Origin of the sequence: Bacillus cereus group sp. N12, from assembly GCF_016483575.1 — a bacterium.
Taxonomy (GTDB): Bacteria; Bacillota; Bacilli; order Bacillales; family Bacillaceae_G; genus Bacillus_A; species Bacillus_A toyonensis.
The window spans coordinates 128568-149358 of sequence record NZ_JAEHBO010000005.1 but is presented as its reverse complement, the minus strand read 5'-3'; the positions used below and the strand labels follow the sequence as shown (position 1 = coordinate 149358).

Genomic DNA, 20791 nt, shown 5'->3' with positions numbered 1-20791 from the left:
AGTAGTGTTCCCCTTTGAAATCTTAACTTGATGAAATTATTGTATTTATTCTTACTCATTATTTCAATACATTTATATATATTATGTGTTGATTTCATTTGAACATAAAAGTTTCCTTAATGCAAATTATATGACTTTGTGCAATTAATGGTGTGGAAATACAAAAATATTTTGGAAGTTTATGGGCGCTGAATAAAGGAGAAGATAATAAATTAAAGGACTGTTTTTGAAATTTATGTGAACAAAAAGCCTATTATACAGCATATTAATTGATGGAAATGGATTTGTATGATATATAATATATTGGGATTGCAACATAACCATAGTGTTTTGGTGTGTAATCTTGTTTTTTATTTTTGTTAACTTATAGAAAATAGTATAAAGAGAAGAAAATGGGATGCATAAAACTTTGGATACATTTTCTTATTATATATGTTTTGATATGAACGTTAACTTATACATGATTTTAAAAATTAGATAGGTGGTAGAAATACATTGGCAACTACAAAACCATACAGAGTATTACTTTATTACATGTACACAACAATTGAAAACCCTGAAGAATTCGCTGCAGAGCATTTAGAATTTTGTAATTCACTTGAATTAAAAGGTAGAATCCTTGTAGCAAAAGAAGGTATTAATGGAACTTGTTCTGGAACTGTAGAACAAACAGAGAAATACATGGAAGCAATGAACAATGATCCACGTTTTGATGGTATCGTGTTTAAAATAGATGAAGAAGAAGGCCATGCATTCAAGAAAATGCACGTGCGTCCGCGTCCAGAATTAGTTACACTTCGTCTAGAAGACGACATTAATCCAAAAGAAATAACTGGAAAATATTTAGAGCCAAAAGATTTTTATGAGGCGATGAAACAAGAAGATACAGTTATTATTGATGCACGAAATGATTATGAGTTCGATTTAGGGCATTTTAAAGGTGCAATTAAACCAGATATTGAATCATTCCGTGAATTACCAGATTGGATTAGAGAAAACAAAGAAACACTTGAGGGTAAAAAGATTTTAACTTACTGTACAGGCGGAATTCGTTGTGAGAAGTTTTCTGGTTGGTTAGTTCGTGAAGGCTATGAAGATGTAAGTCAGCTTCACGGCGGAATTGTAACGTACGGAAAAGATCCAGAAGTACAAGGCGAGCTATGGGATGGACAATGTTACGTATTTGATGAGCGTATTGCTGTACCAGTAAACCAAAAAGAACATGTTATTGTTGGTAAAGACCACTTTACAGGTGAACCTTGTGAGCGCTATGTAAACTGTTCAAATCCAGAATGTAACAAGAAAATTTTATGTTCTGAAGAAAACGAAGCAAAACATTTACGTGCATGTTCTCATGAATGTCGTGTAAGCCCACGTAACCGCTACGTAATACAACATGAATTAACGGAAGAACAAGTAGCTGCTGCATTAGAGAAAATCGAAGCAGGTAAGTAAGCTGAATTCGTGTAATAAAAAAGGGTACTCCAAACTTTATTTTGGAGCACCCTTTTTATATTGTCAGGTTCTGTTTTTTGTCGGTAAGTCGATATATCTGAAAAATCGCCGATATATTTAAAAAATCGCTGATATATTCCGAGTTGCGCCGATATATTCGAAAAATCGCTGATAAAAATTTCATTTACTGAAGCGTATCATGTATTTGTAATTTAAAAAGAATTGTCTTTAATTTTTATCCTCTTTTTCTTTCACAGCAGAAAGTACAGTTTGTTTTACCCACGCTTGTCTTCTTCGATGCTGTATACCCCACTGGTATAAACTTTGTGCACCTAAAATAAAGGAAATGACTATACCGCTAATTGCTATTAACAGTGCAAAAAATTCAAGGGGCGATGATATTTTGTTTGAATCTGTGTTTCTTAAAAGGTCAATCATAGTAAACCCTAACATTTGGCCCACCACAGAGTAGAGAGTTAAAATTAATAATAAAAGGCTATCTTTTTTAGCGGCAACATTTTCTTGATATTTAAACAAACTATCAAGATTTTGTTTCGCGTTCGAGTATAAAATTTCAATGTTAAAAAGTTTTCTTAAGCGGAAGAAAATATCTTCACTTTGTGATTGAGATACTAATTCTAAAGAAAAATAATTCGCTGTAAACGAATTGATTGAATAAATTAATTTCTCTATTTCATTTGTATCTTGTTCAATATTTAGCTCAGCATAAGCGTTCGCCATCTTTAATAAAACAATTTTATGAAATAGGTTTAATAATAAAGCGTAATAAAATTCTCCGTACATTTGACTAGCAAGTTTAGTGACTTCTCGTTCACCTTCATTTGTTATACATGTGAAAATATGTTCTTCCATAATAAAATAACGGTTAGGAGCCCATCTTTGATAAGAATGCTTTGTTAAATAATCGTGAATATAAGGAACATTATTTGCACTAATATACGGCTTACCATCGTCTGTTAATCCGGAAAGACTGGAAGCTCGATATACATCAACTACATGAAGGTCTGACTTTTTATTAATAGATAATAAAGTTTGTACATACATTCGTTGGTCTTCAAAGAAAGGGAATGTTTGAAAGTATGAACTCCGCAACCTCTTATTCTCAAAGAAGTCTGTTAAGCCATGAAATAAATCGCCGAATATAAGTTTTTCTACTTGTGAATATTTTTTTCCATCACATTCAATACAAATGGTCTCGGTTGTATCATTTCTAGTTTCAAGCACACGGAATCGAGAAGCAAATTCGATGGCTTCTGATAATGTCATGTTTGGAGCGGTTTTGACTTCTGTTCGAATTGTTAAAAAGCCAAGCTCATAAGGACAAAGTGTTACATCAATAGAATGTATCTTGAATGGAACGGAAATAAGATTTGTTGTTAAATGTCCATTTAAATTAAGGTCTTTAGAATAGCGCTGTAGTCCCTTTTGATGTTCTGAATGGGGAAAAAGAATTTTATTCGTAAATGAAAGATAGTATGCTTCCATATTTTGATGTGAAACTTGAAACTGTCCGTAATATGTATTTTCATCTTCAAGATGATCAAGTCGAAAAGGACGGAAATTATTTTTTTGTAAGAAAGGGAACATATTTTGTTCATATCCAGTTTTAAACGAAAACGGGAATATAAATTGAAATATAGCTGTTGTTACATCTTTTTCTTCGATTGTTTGCATTGCCTCCATTTGCATTGTTTCCTTTCCGTATAAGCTATAGAAACAACATGCCCAATTTTTCTTGAAAATAACCTTGTTTTTTCAATAGATTAAGAATGAAAATTCAGCTAATTTAACAAGGGACATGTATAATGTTATGTATACTAAAACTAGTATAATTGTGTGAGGAAAAGGGGATGTTGTATGCGCATTTTAGTATTAGGAGCTGGTGGCGTCGGTGGATTTTTTGGTGGCCGATTAGTAGAAAAGGGAGAAGATGTTACATTTCTCGTTCGCAGCAAAAGAAAACAACAATTAGAGGAAAAAGGACTTGTTATTCGTAGTGTGAATGGAGATTTTTCCTTTCAACCGAAATTGATAACGAAAGAAGATAGAACTTCTCCATTTGATGTGATTTTATTTTCAACAAAGGCGTATCACTTAAACGAGGCAATTCAAGATTTGAAGCCGTTTGTTGGCGAAAATACTGTAATCATTCCATTGTTAAATGGTATCGCTCATTTATCACTATTACAAAAAGAATTCGGCGGGGAAAAAGTAATGGGCGGTTTATGCTTTATTGAGACGATGTTAAACGATCAAGGAGAAATTGTACAAACTAGTGCTGCCAACAGACTTGTATTTGGAGAAATTAAGCCTCAAGATTCAGAGAGAATAAAGCGTATTACGAAAGCATTTATAGGTACGAAAGCTAGCTTTGTTTTAAGTGAAAATATCACGCAAGATATGTGGCATAAATATTTATTTATTACTGTCATGTCAGGCGTTACAACATTAATGCGTGCACCGATAGGACCAATTCGTGAAAGTGAAGGTGGACGTGAATTTATCCGAAATTTATTTGAGGAATCTGTGCAAATTATGAGGGTATTAGGAGCTCCAGTTAAAGATAATATTGCCCAGGAACATATGAAAACAATTGATAAAATTTCTTATGATATGAAGTCCTCCATGCAGCGTGATATGGAAAAAGGTTCGTTTATTGAAGGGAAGCATTTGCAAGGATACTTACTAGTTGTAGCAGAACAATTTTCTTTAGAAGCACCATTACTAGGAGTGGTATATCAAAATTTGAAGGTGTATGAAGAAATGACATTTAACAAACCCGTAATAGAATTAGATGTATGAAATAATAAAAAAGATAGCAATATATAAGTGTATTGCTATCTTTTTTATTTGCGTATGACAAATTATTTGTTTCTTTTAATTCTTTCTGTCAAGTTTATTTCCTGTTCACGTTTACCATATAACTGATTAATTTCATTTGCTACTGCATCTAAATATGAATCGGAAAAAAGCGGTTTCTTCTTTTTAGACATACGGGTCTCCTTTAAGGGTTTTTTAGTATTCATTATGTATATTTATCAGCGGATTATGCGCAATCATTTTAAATTTTTTCTTTTTAAAAATTTTTGTTTACATTTTGAAAATAAAGGAGTATTATAATCCACAGTTTCAATTTTCTAAATCGCTGAAACCGCATGGTACGGGGGACCCGTTCTTACGGATTAGTACATAATCCGATGGGGTGAATCCTTAAAAAAAGGTAGGGCTACTCATAGGCCCGAATCCGACAGCTAACCTCGTAAGCGTTATATTGAGAAGGAAGGTGGAGCTTGTGCGACAAAAAAAATAATGTCTACAAGTCTATTTCGCTATGGCTTGTAGACATTTTTTGTTTTCTGAAGAAATAGTTTGCTGGCTGTAACAAGCAGAATCGTTCGTACAAAATTATTGGAGAGTGGACAGCTGTGGTTTCATCTATTAAAAGATTTTTAATTGGAAGGCCGTTAAAATCAACTGAGTTAGGAGAGCAAAAGCTTAATAAAACGAAGGCGCTAGCCATTCTATCTTCTGACGCATTGTCATCAGTTGCTTACGGACCAGAGCAAATTTTAATTGCTTTAGCAGGTGTTGGAGCGATTGCGTATTGGTATTCCATTCCGATAGCTGTTGGGGTATTAGTATTATTGACAGCTCTTATTTTATCTTATCGTCAAATTATTTTTGCCTACCCACATGGCGGAGGCGCATATGTTGTATCAAAAGAAAACTTAGGGATGAATCCAGGTTTAATAGCTGGAGGGTCTTTATTAGTTGATTATATTTTAACTGTTGCAGTAAGTGTATCAGCAGGTACAGATGCGTTAACATCGGCTTTTCCTAGCTTACATGCACATAATGTAATCATTGCGATTATATTTGTTATATTTATAACCATATTAAATTTAAGAGGCGTAACAGAGTCAGCTTCCGTTTTAGCATATCCTGTTTATTTATTCGTTTTAGCACTATTTATATTAATTGGTGTAGGGATATACAATATTTTAACTGGTCACGTTTCGCAGGCCTTACACACGCCGATTGGAACGCCGGTTGCGGGAATTAGTTTGTTTTTACTGTTAAGAGCATTTGCATCAGGTAGTTCGGCTTTAACAGGTGTTGAAGCGATTTCAAACGCAATTCCAAACTTTAAAGATCCTGCACCAAACAATGCAGCGAAAACTTTGCTTGCGATGGGTGCATTACTTGCTGTGTTATTTTCAGGAATTGTATTTTTAGCTTATTATTACGGAATTACACCGAGTAAAGAAGTAACTGTTGTTTCCCAAATTGCTGAACAAACATTTGGACGTAATTTCATGTACTATTTCATACAAGGCACAACAGCTTTAATATTAATTCTTGCTGCTAACACAGGGTATTCTGCATTTCCATTATTAGCAGTTAACCTTGCAAAAGATAAATTCATACCGAGAATGTTTACGATTAGAGGAGACCGCCTTGGTTACTCAAACGGTATTATTATACTTGGAATCGCTTCGATTATTTTAATTGTAGCTTTCCAAGGTCAAACAGAACATTTAATTCCGCTATATGCAGTAGGTGTGTTTATTCCATTTACACTTTCTCAAACGGGTATGGTATTAAAATGGCTTCGTGAAAAACCTGAAGGATGGGCTTTAAGATTAACGGTTAATTTAATTGGAGCAGTCATTAGTTTTATCGTTATGAGCATGTTCTTTTTAACGAAATTTGCACAAGTTTGGTCAATCCTTATTTTCTTACCTGCTATTATCTTCTTGTTCCACCGAATTAAGAAGCATTATGATGCAGTGGGTGATCAATTAAGTTTAAAAACTTGTGAGCCCCTTATTCCGATTGAGGGGAATGTAATTGTCGTTCCTGTAGCTGGTATGACTCATGTAGTAGAAAATTCATTGAACTATGCGAAGGCTCTTTCTGCAGATCAAGTTATCGCTGTATATGTTGCTTTTGACAGAGAAGAGGAAAAGAAATTTGAAGAGAAATGGAAGAAGTGGCAACCTGAAGTAAGGCTTGTTACATTGCATTCTCATTATAGAAGTATTATTCAGCCGCTAACTAAGTTCATTGATACAGTGCAATATAAAGCGAGTGAATCAAATTATCGAGTTACGGTCGTTATACCACAGTTTATTCCGAAAAAAGGTTGGCATAACATTCTTCATAATCAATCAAGTTTACTCATACGTGCGTATTTACTCTATAAGAGAAATGTTGTTATTACGACAGTTCCATATCATTTGAAAAAGTAAAAAGATTTTTGAAGGATAGTTTCACGAAAGTGAAGCTATCCTTTTTGTGTATACGCTATGCATTATTGCATATTTAACTAAAAATTATATTAATATAATTTTATCCGTTGTGAGTAAGTAGTGTTTTCTGTTGTGATATATGGATATTTTAATCGGGAAAGTGAAACGAATTTTATTTTGAGATAAGGACATAAGAGCTTGAAAATAAAGGGAATGAAAATACTTCTTTACGTTATATAAATAGCTGTGTTTAAATGACCTTACAGTACAAAACTTACTTGAAAACAAAACGAAATTTCATACTTTTATACGTGAATTAGTTTAAAATGAATAATATTTTTATGTAATATATTCACTGTATGAATGTGAAAATTGCAATAGAATAGAAAATTTATACAACTTTATTCATACTAAGCACATATGAAAAGGTATGAAATGTTTTATAACAATAAGTAAGTACTGTAGAAAAAAGTTAGGAGAGATGGTTCGTACATGAATCACGGTGAGAATGTTCTCTATTGTAACCATCTCAAATTAATTGCAAGAAAATAGAATAATAAAATGCGATAGTAATAGTTGCTAATACATAGGAGGAGTTAAAGTGAAAAAGACTTTAATTACAGGGTTATTGGTTACAGCAGTATCTACGAGTTGCTTCATTCCTGTAAGCGCTTACGCTAAGGAGGGGCAAACAGAAGTGAAAGCAGTATATGCACAAAATGTAATTGCTCCAAATACATTATCCAATTCAATTAGAATGTTAGGATCACAGTCACCGCTTATACAAGCATACGGATTAGTTATTTTACAACAGCCAGACATTAAGGTGAATGCGATGAGTAGTTTGACGAATCATCAAAAGTTTGCAAAGGCAAATGTAAGAGAGTGGATCGATGAATATAATCCGAAGTTAATTGATTTAAATCAAGAGATGATGAGATATAGTACTAGATTTAATAGTTATTATAGTAAGCTCTATGAACTAGCAGGAAACGTAAATGAAGATGAACAAGCAAAAGCAGATTTTACAAATGCATATGGAAAATTACAACTGCAAGTACAAAGCATCCAAGAGAGTATGGAGCAAGATTTATTAGAGTTAAATCGATTTAAAACAGTATTAGACAAAGATAGCAATAACTTATCGATTAAAGCTGATGAAGCAATAAAAACACTGCAAGGATCAAGTGGAGATATTGTGAAGCTAAGAGAAGATATTAAAAGAATTCAAGGGGAAATTCAAGCTGAACTAACTACTATTTTGAATAGACCTCAAGAAATTATTAAAGGTTCTATTAATATCGGTAAACAAGTATTTACCATTACAAATCAAACTGCACAAACGAAAACAATTGATTTTGTTTCTATCGGTACTTTAAGTAATGAAATTGTAAATGCTGCAGATAGTCAAACGAGGGAAGCAGCTCTTCGCATTCAGCAAAAGCAAAAAGAGCTACTACCACTTATACAAAAGTTATCACAAACTGAAGCAGAGGCGACACAAATTACATTCGTTGAAGATCAAGTAAGTAGCTTTACAGAACTAATTGATCGCCAAATCGCAACTTTAGAAACGTTATTAGCGGATTGGAAAGTTTTCAATAATAATATGATCCAAATTCAAACAAATATTGAAGAAGGCACGTATACAGACAGTAGTTTACTTCAAAAACATTTCAATCAACTTAAAAAAGTAAGTGATGAAATGAATAAGCAAACAAATCAATTTGAAGATTACGTTACAAACGTTGAAGTACATTAAAAATAAGTAACGATATAGGGAGAGAAGAAAAATGACAAAAAAACCTTATAAAGTAATGGCTCTATCAGCACTTATGGCAGTATTTGCAGCAGGGAATATTATGCCGGCCCATACGTATGCAGCTGAAAGTACAGTGAAACAAGCTCCAGTTCATGCTGTAGCAAAAGCTTATAATGACTATGAAGAATACTCATTAGGACCAGAAGGCCTAAAAGATGCAATGGAAAGAACAGGTTCAAACGCTTTAGTAATGGATCTGTACGCTTTAACAATTATTAAACAAGGTAATGTTAACTTTGGAAATGTATCGTCTGTTGATGCGGCTTTAAAAGGGAAAGTAATTCAGCACCAAGATACAGCTAGAGGAAATGCGAAGCAATGGTTAGATGTATTAAAACCACAGCTTATTTCAACGAATCAAAATATCATTAACTACAATACGAAATTCCAAAACTATTATGATACTTTAGTTGCTGCGGTAGATGCAAAAGATAAAGCGACTCTTACGAAAGGCTTAACTAGATTATCAAGTAGTATTAATGAAAATAAAGCACAAGTAGATCAATTAGTAGAAGACTTGAAGAAATTCCGCAATAAAATGACGTCAGATACGCAAAACTTCAAGGGAGATGCAAATCAAATTACATCTATCTTAGCTAGTCAAGACGCTGGAATTCCGCTATTGCAAAATCAAATTACAACGTACAATGAAGCAATTAGTAAATATAATGCAATTATTATCGGTTCATCAGTTGCTACAGCGTTAGGACCAATTGCAATTATCGGTGGTGCAGTAGTTATTGCAACTGGTGCAGGAACGCCGCTAGGAGTCGCGTTAATTGCAGGTGGTGCAGCAGCTGTAGGTGGTGGTACAGCTGGTATTGTTTTAGCGAAGAAAGAGCTTGATAATGCACAAGCTGAAATTCAAAAAATAACAGGACAAGTTACAACTGCTCAATTAGAAGTAGCAGGATTAACGAACATTAAAACACAAACAGAGTATTTAACAAATACAATTGATACTGCAATTACAGCGTTACAAAATATTTCAAACCAATGGTACACAATGGGATCAAAATACAATTCTTTACTTCAAAATGTAGATTCAATTAGTCCAAACGATCTTGTTTTCATTAAAGAAGATTTAAACATTGCGAAAGATAGCTGGAAGAACATTAAGGACTATGCAGAAAAGATTTATGCTGAGGATATTAAAGTAGTAGATACGAAAAAAGCATAATAGTAATTGAACTGTCACAGCATTACGTACAGATAAATGATTTTTAAATAATAGAGAGCTCCTGTTCAGTAGTGAGCAGGAGCTTTTTTTACCTCTAACGTTTCATATCCTCATAAAAAGAATAGGTGATAATTATGCGTAATAAATTCTATAAAAAATGTCTTTTAACGATAATGATTGCTGGATTCGCAGCAAGTAACGCGTTTCCTTTACATCCTTTTGCAGCGGAACAAAACGTAAAAACATTGCAAGAAAATGCGAAAAATTATTCTCTTGGACCAGCAGGTTTCCAAGATGTAATGGCGCAAACGACATCGAGCATATTTGCAATGGATTCATATGCAAAATTAATTCAAAATCAGCAAGAGACTGATTTGAGTAAAATAAGTTCAATTAATAGTGAGTTTAAAGGAAATATGGTTCAGCACCAAAGAGATGCAAAAATTAATGCAGCGTATTGGTTAAATAATATGAAGCCTCAAATTATGAAAACGGATCAAAATATTATTAATTACAATAATACTTTTCAAGCGTACTATAATAGCATGCTAGTAGCGATTGATCAAAAGGATAGCGGTAAATTAAAAGCAGATTTAGAAAAGTTGTATGCGGACATTTTAAAAAATCAAAATGAAGTTGATATTTTATTAGGGAATTTAAAAGCATTTCGCGATAGAATGGCGAAAGATACAAACAGTTTTAAAGAAGATACAAATCAATTAACTTCGATTTTGGCGAGTACGAATGCTGGTATTCCAGCATTAGAGCAACAAATAAATACATATAATGATTCAATTAAAAAAAGTAATGATATGGTTATCGCTGGTGGTGTACTTTGCGTAGCGTTAATAACATGTCTTGCTGGCGGACCGATGATTGCGATTGCGAAAAAAGATATCGCAAATGCAGAAAGAGAAATAGCCAATTTAAAAGATAGAATCTCTGGCGCACAAGCAGAAGTCGCAATTTTGACAGATGTGAAAAATAAAACAACAAATATGACAGAAACAATTGATGCAGCAATTACAGCACTGCAAAATATATCAAATCAATGGTATACAGTAGGTGCGAAATATAATAATTTACTACAAAACGTAAAAGGAATGAGTCCGGAAGAGTTTACGTTTATAAAAGAAGATTTAAATACAGCGAAAGATAGCTGGAAAGATGTAAAAGATTATACAGAAAAATTACATGAAGGCGTGACGAAGTAAACAGTGGACTTGTTCCGCTGTTTATTTTTTCATCCTGTTTTTTGTGAGAGTTGAACTTGTCGTTTGATATATAAGTTTGCCATGTGTTTTATCAATATGGCTTTAGGATAATGTTTAGCCAAATTGATACTAATAACCCAGATAAACTTCTGATCAAGCCTTTTATATGTAATGTTTTAATGAAAAAAGTTATACTGTAAGCAAAACTAAAAATTGGAAAGGAAATATTAGAACATGGAAAATTATTTATTATTTATCCTTACAGCACTCCTTATTATAATGATGCCTGGTCCCGGTTTTGCTTTAGTTACAAAAAACACTATCTCTCATGGTAGAAATGGTGGGATAAAGACCGTCTTAGGGACGATATCTGGAATGATGATTCATACAATAATGGCTACGCTAGGACTCTCTGCCATTCTAATGAAATTTGCTATGCTATTTACATTAATAAAATATGCTGGGGCATTTTATTTAATTTATTTAGCTGTAAAGTCAATTAAAAGTGCCTTTTCTAAAAAAGAAGATATGTCAGGTTCAGTGGAAGTAAACTCTAAGGATATTGGAACGGTTAAAAGTTTTAGACAAGGATTTACCACGGCAATCTTAAACCCAAAAACTGCTGTATTTTTCCTAAGTTTTTTACCCCAATTTATTGTGAACAATCAAAGTCATTTCTTCCAATTTCTTTTGTTAGGACTCACATTTACGACTTTGACAGCAATATGGTATTTGCTTTATATCACGCTAATACGTCAATTAAGAACTTTTTTAAGAAAAGAAAAAGTGAACCGTACAATAGAGGGTATTACTGGCACAGTATTATTAGTATTTGGAGTTAGGTTATTTTTCCAAAAATAAATATGTAAATGAAATGAGAAATAAACAATGACGGTAATTTCTCGTTTCATTTATTCTAAAGTTACCATTTTATAATTGATTTCACACCTTCATACCAATTTTCTTATCTCAGGATATTTGCTTTTCTTAGTTGAATTGTGATGTGGGTCCCCTATATAAAAAAACCACAGTTTACATCTAAACTGTGGTTTTTTGACGTGCAAGGAATTATACAAATTATTAGTCACTATCTAAATTGCACTCCCCATTTATTAATATCTATCTCTATTTTTTAACTCTGCAACAGAAACAAGTCTAGTTTAGAATGAAAGTAATGCCATTGTTTAACATATGTCTCACTATGACATGTACATTTGAATGAAAGCAATAGAATTATTTAACACATGTATCGCCATAACATATGCAATGGATCTGTTAGAAATAAGATAAGCCGCAGTAAGAATTACCGATCCAGGTAAATAAATAGCAATATCCGAAAGCTGGTTCGTATGAAGTACTGTAAAAATTATAATTGAAATGATAGATGCAATAGCAGTACCAACATAACGCGAAAAACGATTTAATAATATATGGCGAAACATAATTTCTTCAATTACTGGACCCATAATTCCAAATAGGAGCAATGTGAATATAATAGGAATCTCTGCCCCTTGTGTAAGGACCTGTTCTTGGTTCTCTGGTTGACCTGTATTTAGAAAATGCATAATAGAATTTTCCACAATTACCATAAATAAAACCACTATAGGAATACTTACTATTTTCAAAATTGTCTTCTCTTTAAAATAAGTAAAACTTTGAATAATTTCTTTCCTAAAGAACATTACTCCTAGAATAGTAGGTATAGTCAAGCTCATGGCACCAAGAGCAAATTCTGATTCAACTAAATTGACATTAGTTAAAAGTGATATGCCAAATAATATGAACAAGCCAATTTGAAATAGTGTAAACATTGGATAAACTAGTAGCATAATAAGTTCTTTTTGATTCATTTTAATAAAGTTCACCTTATTACCTCCATAATTAAATTACTTAGAATCTTTGATTTTTCTTTCTGCATAAGGTTCTCCTTCTAATTTATACAAGATTCCGGACCGAACGGTTCGGTCCGGAATCTAATGATACTATAAATTTCTAGTTTTTTAAACCCTTTTTACAAATTATTAACAAAATCAAAATAGTAAAAACCGAGTATGTTTATAGATCGATTGTTTATTTACAATCAAATTACAGCAATCATTAATGATTACCCTTTTATAGAATGAAATGAAAGAGGGAGTAGCTCATCCCTTTAGCTAAACATATTAATAAAAATTATATATAATAGTTATATGTCTATACATTAAAATTAACTATATATTTTTACTTCTTCTATGGTTTTAAATAGAATTAGTTGTATAATATGACTGAATTAACCGATTGTTCATATTATTAACAGAAAATTCATTCGAATGTTATAGATAACATAATGTAATGAACCTCAAACTGTATTGTTTTAGGTTCCTATAAAATAGGGATTGATAAGATATTTTTGCTTTAAACTTATTTATACTTACAATAAAAATTCAAAAAAATCATAGTAAAAATCACCTTGAATATTAAGTTCGTTTTATTAGGAGGACCACAAAGCATGACTAAAGTTGATAAGGTAAAAGAAAAGATTATTGAAACATCTTTATATTTATTTAATACTAATGGGATAACTTATACATCCATTCAGGATATAATGACAGCTACTGAACTATCTAAAGGAGCTATTTATCGTAGATTCAAAAATAAAGAAGAAATTGTCCTTGCTGCCTACGACAAAAGTGGTGAGATTATGTGGAACCATTTTCATAAAGCGATGGAAAATAAAAAGACAGCAATCGATAAAATCCTTGCAATATTCCTTGTATATCAAGATGCAGCTAATAACCCTCCTATTGCTGGAGGCTGTCCATTACTTAATAGCGCAATTGAAAGTACTGGAGTATTTCCAGAATTACAAAAAGCAGCAGCAAAAGGTTATGATGATACAGTAATGTTAATGGCCTCTCTCATAAAGGAAGGAATAGAGAAACAAGAACTTAAAGAAGATATAGATATTATATCGCTTGCTTCTTTTCTTGCATCTTCAATGGAGGGAGCTATTATGGCAAGTCGAGTATCTAACGATAATATACACCATCATTATTTTATTGAACAAATAAAGCATCATCTTTTCTCTTATTCTAAATAAGTGAGAACGTGCATTGTTTCCATCCAATTTTTATAGACTTAAATTGAATAAATACCCCTCATAAACAGTATCTTCAGTTTATGAGGGGTATTTGAATAGTTTTTAGACGATGTTTCATGTTTCTTATTGAACGGCTTTGTTATCGTTACTACAGAAAAAGAAAAAAGAATGAATTACATATAAATCGATTTATATGTTTCAAGTGTATCTATATTGAGTTTGTAAATCTACACAAAAAGGTTTCATTGTATATACTAAGTGAAGTAGAAGTTCAGTTAGTAAAAATTCGGTAGTCGAATTTTTTTGCATAAAGCTGTATAATGCTTGTAACGAAAGGGAAATACAGGAAAGGGTTTGTAATAAGTTATTATGGAAAAAGATAAACAACAATTAAGCGTTGAAGTTGCAAGATTATATTATCAATCCGATTATAGTCAGCAAGAAATTGCTAACAAATTAAATATTTCAAGACCGACGATTTCTAGATTATTAAAGTACGCGAAAGAAAAAGGATTTGTTCAAATTAGTATAGCCGATCCATTTGCTGATTTAGATAACGTTGGGAATTTATTGAAAGAAAAGTACAACTTGTTAGAGGCGCATGTAGTATTTTCTCCAGTGCCAGAATATGCAACGATTACTGAGTATATTAGTAAATATGCGGCTGAGTACATGGAAAAGACAGTGAAAAACGGTGATATCGTCGGTGTAAGCTGGGGAATGACGATGTATGAAATCGCTAGGAAAATCGTACCACAACATGTGAAAGGTGTAGAAGTTGTCCAGCTAAAAGGTGGTATTAGTCATTCGAGTGTAAATACATATGCGAATGAGACCATTGCTTTATTTGCAGAGGCTTTTCAAACGACACCAAGAAATTTACCGCTCCCAGTTATATTTGATAATGCGGTGACAAAAGAATTAGTAGAGCAGGATCGACATATTCATCACATTATTGAAATGGGGAAACAAGCAAATATTGCAGTTTTCACTGTCGGAACAGTGCGTGATGAAGCGTTATTATTCCGATTAGGATATTTAGATAAGGATGAAACGAACATTCTGAAAAAACAAGCTGTCGGTGACATTTGTTCACGTTTCTTTGACGGAGACGGAAATATTAGTAGTGAAGAAATTAATAAGCGTACCATTGGAATTGAGTTAGAGGAACTTAAATTAAAGAAACGTTCTATTTTAGTTGCAGGTGGTAATAGAAAAATACAAGCAATTGATGGTGCGTTACGTGGCGGGTATGCAAATGTATTAATTATTGATCAGCATACAGCAAAAGAACTGTTACATTATCAAAAAGGTTAGAAATAAAAGGCTTTCTCAAAATTAACATCTTGAGAAAGCCTTTTATTTTGTTATGTATGAATTATGGGAGTGTTTTTTGAATACAAATTGCCTTTTTAAAAATAATTATGGATATTGAGATACATACTACCATTGTTAATATAAAAGTTTTGATTTTAAACGTGAATTGTTTCTTAGTTAGAATGCGCTTTATTTACTACAAGAAAATTCCTTTTTAAAAAAATGAACAAAATTTCAAAAGTATATTTACATTTGTTCAACTAAGAGTTAGAATGAAGTTGTTAAAAGATATGAGGAGTGATAATAATGAATATTGCAAAGTTAATTGACCATACAATTTTAAAAGCTAATTCTACAAAAGAAGATGTTATGAAAGTAATCGAGGAAGCAAAGGAATATAAATTCGCTTCTGTTTGTATTAATCCTACATGGGTAAAGCTAGCTGCTGAAGAATTAGCTGGACATGATGTAGACGTTTGTACTGTAATCGGTTTCCCATTAGGTGCAAGCACTACTGAAACAAAAGCATTCGAAACAAAAGATGCTATCGCAAAAGGTGCAACTGAAGTTGATATGGTAATCAATGTAGGTGCTTTAAAAGATGGCGACAATGAGTTCGTTGAAAAAGATATTTATGAAGTAGTACAAGCAGCAAAAGGAAAAGCTCTTGTAAAAGTAATCATTGAAACTTGCCTTCTAACAGACGAAGAAAAAGTTCGTGCTTGTGAATTATCAGTAAAAGCTGGCGCTGATTTCGTAAAAACTTCAACTGGATTCTCAACTGGCGGAGCAACTGCTGAAGATATCGCATTAATGCGTAAAACGGTAGGACCAAACGTTGGTGTAAAAGCATCTGGCGGAGTTCGTACACGTGAAGATGCAGATAAAATGGTAGCTGCTGGAGCTTCTCGTGTTGGAGCAAGCGCTAGTGTTGCAATCGTATTAAACGATGCAAAAGGTGCTACAGATAACTACTAATTAATAAAGTGTGAAAAGCGATAGATACACAAAGTATAGTGTATCTATTGCTTTAACAATTGAAAAGAATGTAAGCGGATACGAATGGGAGGAGACGGCTTATGAAATACTTAATCGGTGTTTTTGGCCTCGTATTGATTTTAGGTATCGCTTGGCTTGCTAGTAATGATAGAAAGAAAGTCAAATATCGTCCAATCATAACGATGGTTATATTACAATTCATTTTGGGTTTTTTACTATTAAATACAAGTGTAGGGAATATATTAATTAGCGGAATAGCAGATGGTTTTGGGGAATTATTAAAATATGCCGCTGATGGTGTGAATTTCGTATTTGGTGGATTAGTAAATCAAAAAGAGTTTTCATTCTTTTTAAGTGTATTAATGCCAATCGTATTTATATCAGCTTTAATTGGTATTTTGCAACATATTAAAGTATTACCTATTATTGTGAAATCTATCGGTCTAGCATTAAGTAAAGTAAATGGAATGGGTAAACTAGAATCATATAACGCGGTAGCTTCTGCGATTTTAGGGCAGTCTGAAGTATTTATTTCAGTTAAGAAACAACTAGGATTATTGCCAGAGAAAAGAATGTACACATTATGTGCATCTGCAATGTCTACAGTTTCTATGTCTATCGTTGGATCATACATGGTGTTATTAAAACCGCAATATGTTGTAACCGCTTTAGTACTTAACTTATTCGGTGGCTTTATCATTGCTTCTATCATTAACCCGTATGAAGTTACTGAAGAAGAAGATATGTTAGAAGTGCAAGAAGAAGAGAAGAAGACTTTCTTTGAAGTACTAGGGGAATACATTATCGATGGATTTAAAGTTGCGATTACAGTAGCAGCTATGTTAGTTGGTTTCGTTGCTCTTATCGCATTCATTAATGCAGTATTTAAAGGTGTAATCGGTATTTCATTCCAAGAAATTCTTGGTTATGTATTTGCACCATTTGCATTTATTATGGGTGTTCCATGGCATGAAGCAGTTAATGCCGGTAATATTATGGCAACAAAACTTGTATCGAATGAATTTGTCGCTATGACAGATTTAGCGCAAGGGAACTTTAATTTCTCAGACAGAACGACAGCGATTATATCTGTATTCTTAGTTTCATTTGCAAACTTCTCTTCAATTGGAATTATTGCAGGGGCAGTTAAGAGCTTAAATGAAAAGCAGGGGAATGTAGTCGCAAGATTTGGTTTGAAATTACTCTTCGGTGCAACGCTAGTAAGTTTCTTATCAGCAACAATCGTTGGTTTATTATTTTAATAGATTCATATCATATAAAAAGGAATGGTGATTGTAATGAGAATGGTAGATATTATTGCAAAAAAACGTGACGGCAAAGAATTAACGACTGAAGAAATCAAATTCTTTATTAATGGATATACAGACGGAAGTATTCCTGATTATCAAGTGAGTGCACTTGCAATGGCAATCTTCTTTAAAGATATGACAGATCGTGAACGTGCAGATTTAACGATGGCAATGGTGGAGTCTGGAGAAACGATCGACTTATCAGCAATTGAAGGCATTAAAGTAGATAAGCATTCAACTGGCGGTGTTGGTGATACAACTACATTAGTATTAGGACCATTAGTTGCTGCTTTAGATGTACCAGTAGCAAAAATGTCAGGTCGTGGTTTAGGACATACGGGCGGAACAATTGACAAATTAGAAGCAGTGGAAGGATTCCACGTTGAAATTACGAAAGAGCAGTTCATTGATATTGTAAACCGTGACAAAGTAGCTGTTATCGGACAAACAGGAAACTTAACACCTGCTGATAAAAAGATTTATGCATTACGTGATGTAACAGGAACAGTAAATTCAATTCCTCTAATCGCAAGTTCAATTATGAGTAAAAAAATTGCAGCTGGTGCTGACGCAATCGTACTTGATGTAAAAACAGGTGCAGGTGCATTTATGAAAACAGAAGAAGATGCAAAAGAATTAGCACATGCAATGGTACGCATCGGAAATAATGTAGGACGTCAAACGATGGCTGTTATTTCAGATATGTCACAACCTCTTGGCTTTGCGATTGGTAATGCCCTAGAAGTGAAAGAAGCAATTGATACGTTAAAAGGTGAAGGGCCAGAAGATTTAACAGAATTAGTACTTGTATTAGGAAGTCAAATGGTCGTACTTGCGAAAAAAGCAAATACGTTAGAAGAAGCTCGTGAAATGTTAATTGAAGTTATGAAAAACGGAAAAGCAACTGAGAAATTTAAAGAGTTCTTAAGCAATCAAGGTGGAGATAGCTCGATTGTAGACAATCCAGAAAAAATGCCACAAGCGAAGTATGTAATTGATGTACCTGCTAAAACTTCAGGCGTGATTTCAAATATTGTTGCAGATGAAATCGGTATCGCTGCAATGTTACTTGGTGCAGGCCGTGCAACGAAAGAAGATGAAATCGATTTAGCTGTAGGTTTAATGTTACGTAAAAAAGTTGGCGATGCAGTAAAAGAAGGCGAGCCATTCGTAACGATCTACGCAAATCGTGAAAATGTAGAAGATGTAAAAGCAAAAATTTATGAAAATATTTCTATCGCTGAAACAGCAGTGGCTCCTAAATTAGTTCATACTGTTATTACTGACTAATTAACATTACATTTACTTTGAGGAGGAAATAATATGGATAAGAAAAAATATATTGAAGAAGCAAATAAGATGTTATCGAAAGCGTATATTCCGTATTCAAAATTTCCGGTTGGTGCAGCATTAGTTACGAAAGAAGGTAAAATCTATACTGGTTGTAATATAGAAAATGCTTCTTACGGTTTATGTAACTGTGCAGAAAGAACAGCAATATTCAAAGCAGTATCAGAAGGGGAGCGCGACTTTAGTTACTTAGTCATTACAGGAGAAACTGACGGACCTATTTCACCATGTGGTGCTTGTAGACAAGTGATTGCTGAATTTTGTGATCCGAAAATGCGAGTTTTACTAACGAATGTAAAAGGTGACGAAAAAGAAGTGACTGTTGAGCAGTTACTTCCTGGTGCTTTCACAATTGATGATTTAAAATAAGTTGAAAAGCCATTCCGCAATTAATAATTGTGGAATGGCTTTTTTGTTCTTTAAAAATAGAATGTAATATTTTGTTCATATTCCGTTCATAAACTTTGCGTAAAATGATTGCAGCGAATATGGAAAGTTTACAGCAGGAGGAATAGAATGAAGAAATTATATAATGCAGCATTCATTTACTTAATTATTGGTTTATTATCAGGAGTATTTGCGCGAGAGTATACGAAAGCACAAGGAATTAAAGGTTCCACTATGTTGCAATTAGTACATACACACGTACTAGTGCTTGGATTCATATTCTTTTTAGTCGCTGTTGCTTTAGCTAAAGTATTTCAAATACAAGAAACAAAAAGTTTTCATGCCTGGTTTGTTGTATATAATACAGGATTAATTATTACTATCGTAACAATGGTATGTAGAGGTCTTCTACAAGTAAATGGAACTGACTTTAACGGTTTAAGCCATATGGCTGGATTAGGTCATGTTATTATAAGTATCGGTTTCGTTTGGTTTATGATTTTACTCAAAAAGTCTATTAAATAGATAGGAGTGGAGAGTATGAGTGTAGCACTTTTATCAAGTATCGTAGCAGTTTGTATGGCCGTTGGTGTTATGTTTCTTCGCTTTAAGTCAGCGAAAAAGCCGGTTACGAAAAAGAAAATTATTTTGCCGCCAATTTTTATGAGTACTGGCGCCATGATGTTCTTCTTACCGGAATTCCGATTAACATCGTTAGAAATAGTAGAGGCAATTGTCGCAGGACTTATTTTCTCTATATTTCTTATTAAAACAACTAAGTTCGAAATAAGAGGCGAACATATATATATGAAACCGTCAAAAGCATTTATATTTATTTTGATTGGTTTATTAGCTGTACGAGTCGCATTAAAATCATATTTAAGCCAAACACTTGATTTAGCACAATTAAGCGGGATGTTTTTCTTACTCGCATTTGCGATGATTGTGTCGTGGAGAATTGCGATGTATCGCTCGTATGTTACATTGCAAAAACAACAATATTAAGTAGAAAAAGAGCTGGAATTTCATTATGAAAAGTCCAGCTCTTTTATGTTTTATACAATTGTTTCTTTAGTTTTAATTTCATTTGCTTAATTTCAAACGAATTTGAGCATCTTGTAATGCAACTGGTGTAACATTAAAACCATTTGAATCGACAATTTTTGTGTTTAATAAAATGGAATCTAAACTTCCACGAAATGTTTTTGTATAGTTTTGACGTAACATTTGTTGTTCTTGTTTTTCATCAACTGTTAATCCAGATGTTTTTTCTTTTTTTGATAATTCGTTAATACGGAATAAAATGTTTTTCATTTGTTTTCACCTCAAGTTAGATTTAATTACATTAGTTACTTACTAATGTATAGTTATTGTAACCTATCTTTCAATGAGTGTCAACGCCTAT

General features: G+C 32.9%; 18 protein-coding genes, 1 pseudogene and 1 riboswitch. Of the genes and pseudogenes, 15 read left to right on the top strand and 4 right to left on the bottom strand.

From position 1 onward, the window contains the following. The first annotated feature begins 495 nt into the window (after positions 1–495). Positions 496–1455 (top strand): oxygen-dependent tRNA uridine(34) hydroxylase TrhO, encoded by a 960-nt coding sequence (trhO, locus tag JDS92_RS04830; RefSeq protein ID WP_000246236.1) that lies wholly within the window; start codon positions 496–498, stop codon positions 1453–1455. A gap of 228 nt (positions 1456–1683) precedes the next feature. Here the strand turns inward: trhO and JDS92_RS04825 are convergent, their stop codons facing one another. Further along, positions 1684–3159 carry a hypothetical protein gene (locus JDS92_RS04825; protein ID WP_199631577.1) on the bottom strand — a complete coding sequence of 492 codons (1476 nt, stop codon included), beginning with the start codon at positions 3157–3159 and terminating at the stop codon, positions 1684–1686. A gap of 174 nt (positions 3160–3333) precedes the next feature. On the opposite strand from JDS92_RS04825, the gene panE reads away from it, so the two are divergent. After that, a complete protein-coding gene (panE, locus tag JDS92_RS04820; RefSeq protein WP_199631576.1) occupies positions 3334–4278 on the top strand; it encodes a 2-dehydropantoate 2-reductase in 945 nt (314 codons plus the stop codon). Between the two features lie 62 nt (positions 4279–4340). Here panE and JDS92_RS31205 read toward each other — a convergent pair whose 3' ends face one another. Next, entirely contained in the window at positions 4341–4469 is a 129-nt protein-coding gene (locus tag JDS92_RS31205) for a hypothetical protein (protein ID WP_000038255.1), read from the bottom strand. A 140-nt stretch (positions 4470–4609) separates the two neighbouring features. Continuing rightward, a riboswitch (cyclic di-AMP (ydaO/yuaA leader) is annotated at positions 4610–4757 on the top strand. Between the two features lie 144 nt (positions 4758–4901). On the opposite strand from JDS92_RS31205, the gene JDS92_RS04815 reads away from it, so the two are divergent. The 5 genes from JDS92_RS04815 to JDS92_RS04795 all read left to right on the top strand — a co-directional run bounded on the left by JDS92_RS04815 (position 4902) and on the right by JDS92_RS04795 (position 11805). After that, complete coding sequence (locus JDS92_RS04815; protein WP_000254903.1) at positions 4902–6728, top strand: APC family permease; 1827 nt, start codon at positions 4902–4904, stop codon at positions 6726–6728. Positions 6729–7329: 601 nt separating this feature from the next. After that, positions 7330–8490 (top strand): non-hemolytic enterotoxin NHE subunit A, encoded by a 1161-nt coding sequence (nheA, locus tag JDS92_RS04810; protein ID WP_098056096.1) that lies wholly within the window; start codon positions 7330–7332, stop codon positions 8488–8490. A 31-nt stretch (positions 8491–8521) separates the two neighbouring features. After that, positions 8522–9730, top strand: coding sequence for a non-hemolytic enterotoxin NHE subunit B (gene nheB, locus JDS92_RS04805; protein WP_000162968.1), 1209 nt, complete (start codon positions 8522–8524; stop codon positions 9728–9730). A 134-nt stretch (positions 9731–9864) separates the two neighbouring features. Next, positions 9865–10944, top strand: coding sequence for a non-hemolytic enterotoxin subunit C (nheC, locus tag JDS92_RS04800; RefSeq protein WP_199631575.1), 1080 nt, complete (start codon positions 9865–9867; stop codon positions 10942–10944). A gap of 234 nt (positions 10945–11178) precedes the next feature. Continuing rightward, positions 11179–11805 carry a LysE family translocator gene (locus JDS92_RS04795; protein ID WP_199631574.1) on the top strand — a complete coding sequence of 209 codons (627 nt, stop codon included), beginning with the start codon at positions 11179–11181 and terminating at the stop codon, positions 11803–11805. 338 nt (positions 11806–12143) lie between these two features. Here JDS92_RS04795 and JDS92_RS04790 read toward each other — a convergent pair whose 3' ends face one another. Further along, complete coding sequence (locus tag JDS92_RS04790) at positions 12144–12809, bottom strand: CPBP family intramembrane glutamic endopeptidase (protein ID WP_098226068.1); 666 nt, start codon at positions 12807–12809, stop codon at positions 12144–12146. A gap of 623 nt (positions 12810–13432) precedes the next feature. Between JDS92_RS04790 and JDS92_RS04785 the strand changes: the two genes are divergently transcribed. The 8 genes and pseudogenes from JDS92_RS04785 to JDS92_RS04750 all read left to right on the top strand — a co-directional run bounded on the left by JDS92_RS04785 (position 13433) and on the right by JDS92_RS04750 (position 20420). Then, positions 13433–14023, top strand: a complete 591-nt coding sequence (locus tag JDS92_RS04785; RefSeq protein WP_097954176.1) for a TetR/AcrR family transcriptional regulator — start codon at positions 13433–13435, stop codon at positions 14021–14023. A 369-nt stretch (positions 14024–14392) separates the two neighbouring features. Beyond that, positions 14393–15340: a sugar-binding transcriptional regulator gene (locus tag JDS92_RS04780; RefSeq protein ID WP_000409788.1), complete on the top strand. Its 948-nt coding sequence runs from the start codon at positions 14393–14395 to the stop codon at positions 15338–15340. A gap of 306 nt (positions 15341–15646) precedes the next feature. After that, entirely contained in the window at positions 15647–16318 is a 672-nt protein-coding gene (gene deoC / locus JDS92_RS04775; protein WP_001017434.1) for a deoxyribose-phosphate aldolase, read from the top strand. Between the two features lie 101 nt (positions 16319–16419). After that, positions 16420–17601 carry a NupC/NupG family nucleoside CNT transporter gene (locus JDS92_RS04770; protein ID WP_000876190.1) on the top strand — a complete coding sequence of 394 codons (1182 nt, stop codon included), beginning with the start codon at positions 16420–16422 and terminating at the stop codon, positions 17599–17601. 36 nt (positions 17602–17637) lie between these two features. Continuing rightward, entirely contained in the window at positions 17638–18939 is a 1302-nt protein-coding gene (locus JDS92_RS04765; RefSeq protein ID WP_001983022.1) for a pyrimidine-nucleoside phosphorylase, read from the top strand. A gap of 33 nt (positions 18940–18972) precedes the next feature. After that, positions 18973–19368: a cytidine deaminase gene (locus tag JDS92_RS04760; protein WP_000358537.1), complete on the top strand. Its 396-nt coding sequence runs from the start codon at positions 18973–18975 to the stop codon at positions 19366–19368. A 147-nt stretch (positions 19369–19515) separates the two neighbouring features. Next, positions 19516–19911 carry a DUF2871 domain-containing protein gene (locus tag JDS92_RS04755; protein WP_199631573.1) on the top strand — a complete coding sequence of 132 codons (396 nt, stop codon included), beginning with the start codon at positions 19516–19518 and terminating at the stop codon, positions 19909–19911. 15 nt (positions 19912–19926) lie between these two features. Then, positions 19927–20420: pseudogene (locus JDS92_RS04750) on the top strand (CcdC family protein). 49 nt (positions 20421–20469) lie between these two features. Here JDS92_RS04750 and JDS92_RS04745 read toward each other — a convergent pair. After that, entirely contained in the window at positions 20470–20700 is a 231-nt protein-coding gene (locus JDS92_RS04745) for a DUF896 domain-containing protein (RefSeq protein ID WP_000789785.1), read from the bottom strand. Positions 20701–20791 lie beyond the last annotated feature (91 nt).